Below are 11,211 nucleotides of genomic sequence, written 5' to 3' on the forward strand. Positions count from 1 at the left end.
ATGAGTGAATCACCGACAAATCAAAATGGAAACGGTTCAAGCAGTGCAATTTCCGATAAGTCGTCAGACCCGGAGATTGTGTCAAATAAACCCTTGCCGGCCTCTCGAAAGGTATATGTAAATGGCGCACAAGAAGGGGTTCGTGTCCCGATGCGGGAAATCGAATTAACCCCCACATCCGGAATCAATGGCGTAACAGAAGAAAATCACCCATTTCTGGTTTATGATACCTCTGGTCCTTATACCGATCCGAGGGTCAAGACCGATTTACACAAAGGTTTGACCCCGCTCCGTTCCCGCTGGATCGAAGAACGCAGCGATACAGAACAACTCGCGGGGATTTCCTCCGCCTATGGCCGTCAGCGTGCCTCCGATCCTTCCTTGAAGTCGCTTCGTTTTGAACACATTCGAAAACCGCTTCGAGCCAAATCCGGCCATAATGTGTCACAAATGCACTATGCAAAAAAAGGAAACATCACCCCGGAAATGGAATACATCGCGATCCGTGAGAACCAATGTCTGGAGCAGTCTCGCCTGGATAAAAACCTTTCTTTCCAGCATCCCGGAAACCCATGGGGGGGGAATATCCCTTCATCTATTACGCCGGAATTTGTCCGGGATGAGGTAGCGCGGGGACGCGCCATTATTCCAAACAACATCAATCATCCCGAGTCGGAGCCGATGATCATCGGACGCAACTTTCTTGTGAAGATCAATGCCAATATCGGAAATTCCACGGTCACCTCGTCTATTGAAGAGGAAGTTGAAAAGATGATCTGGTCCAGCCGCTGGGGGGCAGATACCGTGATGGATCTCTCCACGGGAAAGAATATTAATGAAACCCGAGAATGGATCCTGCGCAACTCCCCTGTTCCCATCGGTACGGTCCCGATCTATCAAGCCCTTGAAAAGGTCAACGGAAAACCCGAAGAACTCACCTGGGACATTTTCAGAGACACCCTGATTGAACAAGCGGAACAGGGGGTCGATTATTTCACGATTCATGCCGGTGTCCTTCTCCGCTATGTTCCCCTGACAGCCAAGCGGGTGGCCGGGATCGTCTCCCGCGGAGGTGCAATCCTGGCAAAATGGTGTCTCGCACATCACCAGGAAAACTTTCTCTATACCCGATTCGAAGAAATATGCGAGATCATGAAGGCCTACGACGTTGCCTTCAGCCTCGGGGATGGCCTCCGTCCCGGATCAGTCGCCGACGCAAATGATGCCGCCCAGTTCGCCGAGTTGGAAACCCTCGGAGAATTGACCAAGATCGCGTGGAAACACGAAGTCCAGACCATGGTTGAGGGACCGGGTCATGTCCCGATGCAGATGATCCAGGTAAATATGAAAAAACAGCTTAAAGAGTGTGATGAGGCCCCTTTCTATACCCTTGGTCCCCTGGTCACCGATATCGCGCCCGGATATGATCACATCACCTCCGGCATCGGCGCAGCCATGATTGGGTGGTTCGGCTGTGCCATGCTCTGCTATGTCACCCCGAAAGAGCACCTCGGCCTGCCAAACCGGGAAGACGTCAAGATCGGCGTCATTACGTACAAGATCGCGGCACATGCCGCCGATCTTGCCAAAGGGCATCCCGGTGCACAGGCACGGGACAACGCCCTCTCGAAGGCCCGTTTTGAATTTCGATGGGACGACCAGTTCAACCTTTCCCTCGACCCTGATACCGCAAGAGAATATCATGACGAAACCCTTCCCACCCCGGGAGCAAAGATAGCCCACTTCTGCTCGATGTGCGGACCGAACTTCTGCTCGATGAAGATCACGGAAGATGTTCGGAAATATGCCGCAGAACACGACCTCAAGGAAGAAGAGTCACTCCAACTCGGGATGGCCGAAAAATCAGAAGAATTCATAAAAAAGGGCTCAAATATTTATCATTAAGAGGAGAATCAGGAAATGGAAGCCCGAGAAATTGAACCCCTGAAAGAGGCGGATATCACGCGAAATATTGCGCGTGAATATTTTCAGGCCTTCGACCAGATGATCGAATCCGATGTCTTGATCATCGGATCCGGACCGGCCGGACTCGTCTGTGGAAGAGAACTCGCCTTATCCGGGTACAAGGTTGTGATGATTGAGCAGTTGAATCATTTAGGGGGGGGATTCTGGAACGGCGGATACCTGATGAACAAGGCAACGATCGCGCATCCGGCTCAGGAAATTCTGTTGAAGATCGGTGTTCCCTGCAAGAAGATCTCAAAAGAGATGTACATCGTCGATCCGCCCCACGCCACAGCAAAGTTGATTGGATCGGCATACGATGCCGGAATGAAACTTCTGAATATGACGAAGGTCGTCGATCTTGTCCTCCGTGGAGAGGATCAACGGCTCGAAGGGGTGGTTGTCAATTCATACTCAGTCGAGGTCATGGGACACGATGCAGCCCATATCGACCCAATCGCACTGGAGGCAAAGATCATGGTTGATGCCACCGGCCACGACGCCGTCCTGCTTCAGCTCCTGGCCAGACGGAAGCTCTATCAAACCATTCCTGGAAATGGCGCAATGTGGGTGGATCGATCAGAAGAGATGGTCATGAAGAACACCGGCGAGGTCTATCCTCAACTTTTTGCCGTCGGCCTTTCGGTGGCAGCTATCTTCGGGACCCCTCGAATGGGACCCGCATTCGGTTCAATGCTCCTCTCTGGGAAAAAAGGGGCCGAACTCATAAAAAAGAAAATAAAACCGGGAAAAACTTAGAGATTTTTATGGAAGGGATTTCGAAGGACGATTGTCTCTCCCCGTTTCGAACTTGCTGAAATCAGGTCAATCCTGCAACCCACCCGTTCGGATATCGCTTCCAGGTAAATCTTTGCGTTTTTAGGGAGCTGATCGTACGAGGTAGCTCCCGAGGTTGATGACTCCCACCCTGAAAAGCGCTCCAGCACCGGGGTGCATGTTTCAAGCATTCTTAATGGGGAAGGCATCTCCCGGTAGACTTTATCTCCCACTTTATATCCCACACAAACTTCTATCTCCGGCAGGCCATCCAGAATGTCCAACTTCGTCACCGCCAGGGAAGCAAGGTGGTTGACCCGAACGGCGTAACGGACCAATATGGCATCAAACCAGCCACAACGCCTGGGTCGTCCCGTTGTCGCGCCGAATTCATTCCCTTTTTCGCGCAAAGTTTTTCCCATCGGGCCATTCAACTCAGAGGGGAAGGGTCCACTTCCAACCCGTGTGGTATAGGCCTTGGTGACTCCCATCACCTCATCTAGCCGTGTGGGTCCGACACCCGTTCCGGCACATGCTCCGCCCACGCCTGAATTTGAAGAAGTTACATAGGGATATGTGCCCAGATCAACATCAAGATGGGTCCCCTGGGCGCCTTCAAAGAGAAGATCTTGGCCGCGGTCAATCGCCTTATTAAGGAGGAGGCTCGTATCGGCGACGAAGGGCCTCATCAGTTCCGCGTAAGTGATATATTCGCGGAAAACCTTCTCCAAATCAAAACCGTCTTCCTGATAGATCTGCCGAAGGAAATAATTCATCTCAGTAATATTGCGTTCCAGTTTCTCTCTAAACTGCTCTTTATCCATCAGATCAGAGATGCGAATTCCGATCCGGGACATCTTGTCGCCATAGGCCGGACCGATTCCCCGACCGGTTGTTCCAATTTTCAGTGACCCCTTCTTCTTTTCGCTGGCATGATCAATCGCATTATGATACGGCATGATGAGATGCGCCGCTTCACTCAGGAAGAGACGTCCCGACACATCTATTCCCTTGGAGGTTAATAAAGAGATTTCCTCAAGAAGTGCCTTCGGGTCAACAACAACCCCGTTCCCGATGACCCCGATCTTTTTGGGATGAAGGAGACCCGTCGGGATCAAATGAAGCACGATGGAATCATCGCCAATCACAACCGTATGACCCGCGTTGTGTCCACCTTGATACCGGACAACACAATCGGCCCATTCCGAGAGAAGGTCAACAATTTTCCCCTTCCCTTCATCTCCCCATTGGGTTCCAACAACAACTAAATTCATCTCTTATCCGCTAAGCCTATTAAACACCAGTGAGGGATCATAGAGATTATCTTGTCCTCTGTCAAGGCAAGCCTGTTACTCCAAGATCAGAGATTGAATCTTGGGGTAAACCCTCAATCTGCATGAATCCATCTCTGTGAAGGCCTCAATAAAATATACTATTTCTCTTGTCCAGTTCTTAGATAAGCCTGGACTTCTGAGGTATATGTCATAAAGGGATCTTCCATAGGGAGCAATTCTTTTCCATCAATGTAAAAGGTTGCCCAGTTGATGACGTAGGCTCTCTTCTGTTGGAGCAGCGAATGTATGAGCTCTCCGCGACCCGAGGCACGTGTATTTCTCGGAGGGGCCGACACGGCAAGAGCAATCGCATCATCTGTTGTCCGGCGGGCCGCTTTATTCTCGTCTTCAAGCGCAAATGAAAGTCCCGAATCACGGTTCAGGTTATGGTATTCAAGGTCCAGACTCGCCATCCAGGTCTCATCCCAGTCCGCACTCTCTGCCTCCAGAAAAGTCTGAAGGAGCCATTCCTTCGAGATCCAATCAACCTTTCCAATAAGCTGCTCCGGGTCATTGGCCAAGGCCTCCAGGGTCCGCCCCCATTCATTAATGGTCCAATCCGTATCCAGATTTTTCCCTTTTAAATGTCTTTCCGCCGCGTGGAAGAATGCCTCCTGAACTTCTATCGCCGGAATTTTCTTCCCGCTTTCAAGCGTCACAATCCATTCTCTCTCTTGATCCCGCGAAATCTGTTTTAAATCAAAAACCGGATCAAGCAGTGCCAGACCTGTCGGTCCCGCCCCCGCTTCAATCAAGGACAAGACGAGGGAGGTCGTCCCGAACTTCAGCGCGACAGCATATTCAAGCATATTTGAATCGCCCAGGAGAAGGTGGATACGGCGAAAACGAGCGGGGTCGGCCAGAGGCTCATTCCGTGTATTGATAATAGCGCGATTAAATTGAACCCATTGATAAAAATCATTGACGATGTGGTCTGCACGCTGGGAAATCTGATAACGAACGGGGGGACTTTTTCCTTCTCCAAGTACCACCCAACCCTCTGGCGCAAGTTGGACCCCCACCCTACCGGCACCGGTGAAGATCTGCCGGGTCACCAGGAAGGGAATCATTTGCCCCAAACCCTCATATGAGAAAGGAAAGTCGCGCCCAACCAGATAGTTTTCATGTGATCCAAAAGTCGCCCCGGTCCGATGGTCGACATTGTTCTTGATGATGGATACACGATCCGACAGGCCCAACTCTTCAATCGCCTCTTGCAGGATGCGATCTCCTGCACGGTCATGCGCAACCAGGTCTGCGAGATCGATACATTCCGGCGTCGCATATTCGAGATGCCCCATGTCAAGATAAATCCGCCCGCCATTTGATATAAACCCACCATTTCCCGGCGGCTCGTCATGGGCCCTATGGTGAAGGTCCACTAAACCGAGCTTTCTTTTTTGAAAGATGTGATCCTTGATCTGGCGGGAGATGCTTTCAGGTGTTTCGCTCTGGCTTCCTTCCTTGAGGAGGCAGCCATATTCAGTTTCAAGTCCGATGATGCGCGATTCCATCACTCAAAGCCATCCGTAACGATTCAGCTCACCCATCTTTTTCTCCATGGTGTCGTTTCTGCGGTACTCGAATCCTCACGCATACACCATACGTTCCGGTTCTACGATCCTCGTTCCTTGCCCTGAAGGAAAATCCAGGTAAGCTGATCGTTACAACCATCCTTTTAAACCGGCCTGGATTTCCTTCTGTGAAGAAATTCTGAATTTTGCACTTCCGGCTTGTGTTTGGTCGAGAAAGGCCAGTTCAATCTCGTGGTCTTTGAGATGTTTTTTAAGGAGGCGGTCAAGTTCCCCATTGCCCGGAAGTGATCCTGCTTTCTTTTCGTCATCTGGTGATGGGGAAATAGAAATTGCCCATAATCTCAAAGCAGCCTGGAGCGTCTTTTTTAATGGCGGGTCTGATTTCTTGTCGATCGTCTCGAAGTAAGACTCCATTCGCTTCGTCGTCTCAGCGTCTCCTGCGAGAACCATTCCGTGATCTGCTTCGTCAAAGACTCCGTCATAGTTCAAACGGAAGAAAAGACGTTTTCCCGACACCGGGCTGATTTCTGCCATGAGAATTTTCACAATATAAGGTGCGTGAAGGACTTCCTCAAAGGCCTGTTTCACCATGGGGGCGAGACCGAACTTCATCAGGCGACGGATCGTGACATCACCGGGTGATCGGTTAAAGCCTTCGACATGAGAGATATCCAGAACAACATTCCGAAGTTTTTCAAGATCGGCAGGATGGCCAATGCCACCCAGGGCGATCAAATCATATATTTCAAAGAGTTTCGCAGAACCCTTTCCGACCGTCGCGAATAAAATGCCTTTATCATACGGAAGGGCAACCACAGGGCTGCCGCCTGAAAGCTGTTCTTGTAGATAGTCCCGGCGGTTCTGAATCGCCTCGACCCAGCGGTATGGTTCTTCGAACATTTCTCCTCCAGGGTGCAGTAATTAGGGGATGAGAGGGCAGGCAGGGCATTTATCATCACTTCACCCTCATGCAAACCGTCAACATCATTTAAGGGACCTCTGAATAAGTCATGAATTTATTTTTCAGGGCTAAAATGCCCCACTTCTGCATTTCAAATCTTGAAAATAGCAGACTATTCTCTACGATTTACGCCTTGAATCGAAACATTCTATCTCCCGAAAAATTCAACCCAGACTTAATCAGAGCTTCCTTAAGTTACAGTTACTTTACTGGTATAGAGGGACTCGAGCTGTTCTATGGAAATATCACGCACACCCGCCTCAGTCACCAGCTTGATCAAGGGGTAGAGACGGGACTCCCGGTTGACGCCGCCTGTCGCAGAATCAAATTCTGCGGCCGTCTCCAAGAGCCGCATCGTCAAAACAATCGCCTTCCCCTCAGACATCGTAGCAAGCGGTTCTCCACTCCATCGATTTTGGTAATGGAGGACACCCCGAATGGCTGGAGAACCGGACCCGGAAACAGAATACTCAACCCCTTCAAAACCGGCGCCCAACATATCATAGAAGAAGATCTTCCCTTCATTCCGTTGAATATCGTATGCAGCATATATCGGGGCAACCGCACCAATTCCCTGCATCGCCATTGGAATATTTTCCTTGAGCAATTTTGAAAGGGCTCGTATCTTTCCCTCCAAACTCAACTCCTGAAGCTGGCTACGCCGATAATATTTGAAGGTGTGTTCCATGACCCGGGCAATCTCAAAGGCCGTCGCCGGAACACCAGCAATCGCCAGGACAGAGTGACGATCGATATCAAGGACCTTATCCGTCCGGTCATGCATGACCGTCGTACCCGCCGTGGCCCTCCGATCTCCCGCGACAAGAACGCCCGTCCGATACTTGAGTGCAAGAATAGTCGTTCCCTGCGTCACCGGTAGCATACCGTTTTGCTGACCATTTACGGCCGGAAGTGACGGCGGGGAAAAGCGATACCCATTATCCTTTAACAAAGACCAAAAATCACCATCGTGCGTGAGAGAGGTTGCCATTACTCCCCTGTCCGCTGGCGATAGCGCTCTGATTGTTTTGGATCAACCTTCCGCATTCGCTTTAACAGGTTCTCTTTGCTTGAATCGGTTTTTGGACGACCTGGGCCCCTCTCACCCTCTGGTTCATGCATCGGCTTTTCAAGGGGATTCACCGGACGTTCTTTCCGTTCCACTCCACCTATGTTTTTCATAATGATGACTCCTTTAATCAAATATTTCCTTAAGGTGTACTGCCCGTTTCACACGGTTACGAAGCGATACAATATTATCCTGATCGAAGAGGCCCCTCAGGTCAAGCTCCTTTTTCTTGAGGCCATTGTTAAAGACGATTTTTTCCCATTGGATTTTATAAATCTGCGCGTTAAATCGCTCGACACACAGGCCCCGGATTGCGGCACGCGTGTCCGACGGCGGCTTTTTCATTGCCTGCTTGATTTCTACTCCGGTTGTAAGCCGCTCTACCACACCCTCCTTTTCCAGTCCAATAAAGAGTCCACGGTCCGGATTGAGATTATGGTATTCCAAATCGATCGCAGGCAAGTGCGGGTCATGCCAATCGCAACCCTCTGCCTCCATAAATGTTTCCATCAACCAAAGCTTGGCAACCCAGTCAAGCCGATGGACTAAGCGCATCGGGTCTGCGTCAAGATCGTTCAGAACCTCCTCCCATGTCCTCAAAATCCACAGAGTATCCGGATCGTCCTCGCTTCCAAATGCTTGTTTGGCGGCAGAAAGATAAAGCCCCTGGTGGTCAATGGGAGAGATCATTCGCTTGTCCTCCAAACGAATCGGCTTCTTGCATGAGGTATCTTGAGAGACCTGATGGATCGTGCCGACGGGATCGGACACAATACCACCCATCGGTGCCAGCCCCTCTTCTATCAGACGCAGAACCAGCCAAGTGGTCCCGACCTTCAGGCCGGTTGCCACTTCAGAACAGTTTGAATCCCCAAGAATTTGATGCAAACGCCGATAGCGGTTTCGATCTGCATGGGGCTCATCACGCGTATTGATGATCGGACGGCGAACCATCGTATCGATCGATGTCTCCACCTCAATAAAGTCTGCCCGCTGTGATAACTGATAGGTCCCTGAACGTGTTCCTTCCGGACCTTCAATGCCGAGTTTCCCCGCCCCTGCAAAGATCTGCCGCGTCACCAGAAAAGGGGTGAGGTATCTGACAATCTCGCCAAAGGGGATCGATCTGGAAAGGAGGTAGTTGTCGTGACAACCATAGCTGTGCCCATGAAGGTCGGTATTGTTCTTGTAAACCTGAACCACGGACGAACCGATTTCGGCATTACGCCGATCGGCACAGACCTGAACAATCCGCTCACCTGCCTTGTCATGAATAACGAGATCCCGGATTGACCCGCACTCCGGCGTTGAATATTCAGGGTGGGTGTGGTCATTGTAGTACCGCGCCCCATTGGTCAGGACCAGATCGCTCTTCATTTCATGAAAGGAAAAGGGCCTCTGACGATCACTCTCCGCAAAGGCCGTTTCCTCTTCATCCTGCGCCAGGCGATCGGCACGAAAGCCCCTTGCATCCTTCCGGGGATCTTCGTCCCCATAATCCCAACCGGGCCGAAAGGGGGTGGACTCCCTTCCCTGGTCCTTCGGCGAGGTCTCTAAGTAAGCGCGAACGAGGGCCATCGACTCTACAACCGGATCAACCTCATCCAGGTCTTCCCGCGTAATGCCATATTCTGTTTCAATCCCGAAAAGTTTCAGCATTTCTCCTGCTATTTAATACAGATAACACCTTGAACATCGTGTGGGGGGGGGGGGAGGGAACTAACCCGATGGAAATTTAGTTCCTTAGATAACCTCTCTTCCGGCCCCTTCTTTCTCTTTCCTCTCCCTTAAAGAAAGCCCGACCACATTATCAGGGTCAATGTCGACCAGCTTTAACCAATCATCGAGGATGTCATTCGAGGGAAGGATCTCCCCTTCTTTGAATTCTGCCTCAACCGAAGAAGTGAGATCTTCAATATTGAGTCCCTCTTCCTCCTTTGCAATCGCCCTTTTAATTGCACGTTCCTTTGACCGTTGAACAATCGATTCAATTAAGGCTCCGCTTACAAGATCTGAACGATATAGTTTTTTTCTTCGGCCACTTCTAAGATAAAGTTCAAGTATTACATTTGAATTTTCTTTTTCAAAAATGGCATCTGCGGTCGCCTGAATCAAGGCTCCACGGGCCTTCTTTGCGTTGTTGCGATATTTCTTCAATAATTTTGGAGCTAAAGGAATCTGATCCGTCAGATAGATTCCGATGGTCTCTTCAGAGCCCTCGCGGTCCGGCCGACTGATTTTAATTTTCCGGTCTATCCGGCCGGGACGGAGGACCGCCGGGTCGATCAGATCGGGCCGATTGGAGGCCAGAATGATGACCATCTCCTTAAGTGACTCTATCCCGTCCATCTCCGCGCAAAACATCGGGACTAGCGTGTTGAGAATATTGTGCGAGCGGCCCCCGCGGCGTGTTCCAAGGATAGACTCCGCCTCATCAATGAAAATAAAAGGAAGATAGCCTTCAGCCCGCTTCTTTCGGGCCCGGGCAAAGATTTCACGGACCATCCTTTCAGACTCTCCCAACCACATATTCAGGATTTCAGGGCCTTTGATATGAAAAAAACAGGCCTCTGCCTTTTTACCATCGACCCCGGTCCGTTTTTCTGTCAGACTTCGGGCCGTGGCCTTTCCAATCAAGGTTTTTCCGCATCCGGGGGGGCCATAGAGCAGGAAACCCTTGGGTTGAGAAAACTGGTATTTTTTATAGAGTTCAGGGTGAAGAAGCGGAGCCTCTATCCGCTCTCGAACGGCATCGACCGCTTTCTTCTGGCCACCGATCTCAGACCAAAGGACGGTCGGCACCTCCTCGAGGAAATGCTCCCTCTCGTTGGTATGATCGACTTTCTCAATGGCAACCCGATGACTCGCATCGGTCCGCACCTCATCCCCAACCGTAAGTTCCAAATCGGTCAATCGGCTTGATCGAATGAGCAATGTCGATTGGGATCCCGTTTCCTGCCCAATCCGAAGACGCCCATCCGGGAGAAGATCTGTTATCTTGACCACTGCCCCGCCAGGATCATAGCCAATCGACTTGATGACAACGAAGGCTTCATTAACCAAAACTTGTGATCCAATCAGGAGTTGATCCACTTCCAGCCGAGGGTCAATATTGGTGTAGTAATCGGCCCCGCCGACAATAATGTGAGCCATATCAGAGGCCGGAAGACCCAGGAGCGTCCCGATTCGGTTGGCCGGCGCGGTGACTTTCTCCACCACCTGATTCAGTTTTTTAATCTCTCCCTGGACCTGCTGGAGGTTCAAGTTTTCCTCTTCAATTTTTCTCCGCAAGTCATAAAGGGTCCGATAGCGGGGATCCTCCTGGGGAGTGGTTGCCAGAAGTTGATCCAGAAGAGTAATGGGCTGCGGCGGTACGGTCGAGGAATCGTTGATGGCTTTTCTCCTTCATTAAAGTCGTGATGACTCAGAACCAGGCTTCTTATTCGTCCTGTGACAAAAGCCAAGGAGCAATAAAACACGTGAATTCAACAAGTAAGTGCAACTTTGGTAGTTGGAAAGAGAGGCAAGCTGCGGTAGGATCAGCAGTGTTTCTCAGACCATCACATCAAA

General features: G+C 50.6%; 9 protein-coding genes. 2 read left to right on the forward strand and 7 right to left on the reverse strand.

Annotated features, from left to right (window positions below; genetic code table 11):
* Entirely contained in the window at positions 1–1,905 is a 1,905-nt protein-coding gene (thiC, locus tag EYQ01_09480) for a phosphomethylpyrimidine synthase ThiC (protein HIE66017.1), read from the forward strand.
* Between the two features lie 15 nt (positions 1,906–1,920).
* Complete coding sequence (locus EYQ01_09485) at positions 1,921–2,724, forward strand: thiazole biosynthesis protein (protein ID HIE66018.1); 804 nt, start codon at positions 1,921–1,923, stop codon at positions 2,722–2,724.
* Here the strand turns inward: EYQ01_09485 and EYQ01_09490 are convergent.
* The 7 genes from EYQ01_09490 to EYQ01_09520 all read right to left on the reverse strand — a co-directional run bounded on the left by EYQ01_09490 (position 2,721) and on the right by EYQ01_09520 (position 10,932).
* Complete coding sequence (locus EYQ01_09490; protein ID HIE66019.1) at positions 2,721–4,016, reverse strand: adenylosuccinate synthase; 1,296 nt, start codon at positions 4,014–4,016, stop codon at positions 2,721–2,723. The genes EYQ01_09485 and EYQ01_09490 overlap by 4 nt on opposite strands.
* 158 nt (positions 4,017–4,174) lie before the next feature.
* Positions 4,175–5,590 (reverse strand): hypothetical protein, encoded by a 1,416-nt coding sequence (locus EYQ01_09495; protein ID HIE66020.1) that lies wholly within the window; start codon positions 5,588–5,590, stop codon positions 4,175–4,177.
* A 150-nt stretch (positions 5,591–5,740) separates the two neighbouring features.
* The gene (locus tag EYQ01_09500; protein ID HIE66021.1) at positions 5,741–6,511 is read right to left on the reverse strand and encodes a proteasome subunit alpha; all 771 of its coding nucleotides are present in this window, start codon (positions 6,509–6,511) and stop codon (positions 5,741–5,743) included.
* Between the two features lie 251 nt (positions 6,512–6,762).
* On the reverse strand, positions 6,763–7,563 hold the full coding sequence (locus EYQ01_09505; protein ID HIE66022.1) for a proteasome subunit alpha: 801 nt from the start codon (positions 7,561–7,563) through the stop codon (positions 6,763–6,765).
* On the reverse strand, positions 7,563–7,754 hold the full coding sequence (locus EYQ01_09510) for a ubiquitin-like protein UBact (GenBank protein ID HIE66023.1): 192 nt from the start codon (positions 7,752–7,754) through the stop codon (positions 7,563–7,565). The genes EYQ01_09505 and EYQ01_09510 overlap by 1 nt, the downstream gene beginning before the upstream one ends.
* Positions 7,755–7,767: 13 nt before the next feature.
* Positions 7,768–9,300 (reverse strand): peptidase, encoded by a 1,533-nt coding sequence (locus EYQ01_09515; protein HIE66024.1) that lies wholly within the window; start codon positions 9,298–9,300, stop codon positions 7,768–7,770.
* A gap of 84 nt (positions 9,301–9,384) precedes the next feature.
* Entirely contained in the window at positions 9,385–10,932 is a 1,548-nt protein-coding gene (locus EYQ01_09520) for an AAA family ATPase (protein ID HIE66025.1), read from the reverse strand.
* Positions 10,933–11,211: the final 279 nt, after the last annotated feature.

This window comes from Candidatus Manganitrophaceae bacterium (assembly GCA_012960925.1).
GTDB lineage: Bacteria > Nitrospirota > Nitrospiria > SBBL01 > JAADHI01 > DUAG01.

What these genes read in the sequence shown, in the direction of transcription:
- thiC (HIE66017.1), top strand. Translation starts at nt 1, where the DNA reads ATGAGTGAATCACCGACAAATCAAAATGGAAACGGTTCAAGCAGTGCA.
- EYQ01_09485 (HIE66018.1), top strand. Translation starts at nt 1,921, where the DNA reads ATGGAAGCCCGAGAAATTGAACCCCTGAAAGAGGCGGATATCACGCGA.
- EYQ01_09490 (HIE66019.1), bottom strand. Translation starts at nt 4,016, where the DNA reads ATGAATTTAGTTGTTGTTGGAACCCAATGGGGAGATGAAGGGAAGGGG.
- EYQ01_09495 (HIE66020.1), bottom strand. Translation starts at nt 5,590, where the DNA reads ATGGAATCGCGCATCATCGGACTTGAAACTGAATATGGCTGCCTCCTC.
- EYQ01_09500 (HIE66021.1), bottom strand. Translation starts at nt 6,511, where the DNA reads ATGTTCGAAGAACCATACCGCTGGGTCGAGGCGATTCAGAACCGCCGG.
- EYQ01_09505 (HIE66022.1), bottom strand. Translation starts at nt 7,563, where the DNA reads ATGGCAACCTCTCTCACGCACGATGGTGATTTTTGGTCTTTGTTAAAG.
- EYQ01_09510 (HIE66023.1), bottom strand. Translation starts at nt 7,754, where the DNA reads ATGAAAAACATAGGTGGAGTGGAACGGAAAGAACGTCCGGTGAATCCC.
- EYQ01_09515 (HIE66024.1), bottom strand. Translation starts at nt 9,300, where the DNA reads ATGCTGAAACTTTTCGGGATTGAAACAGAATATGGCATTACGCGGGAA.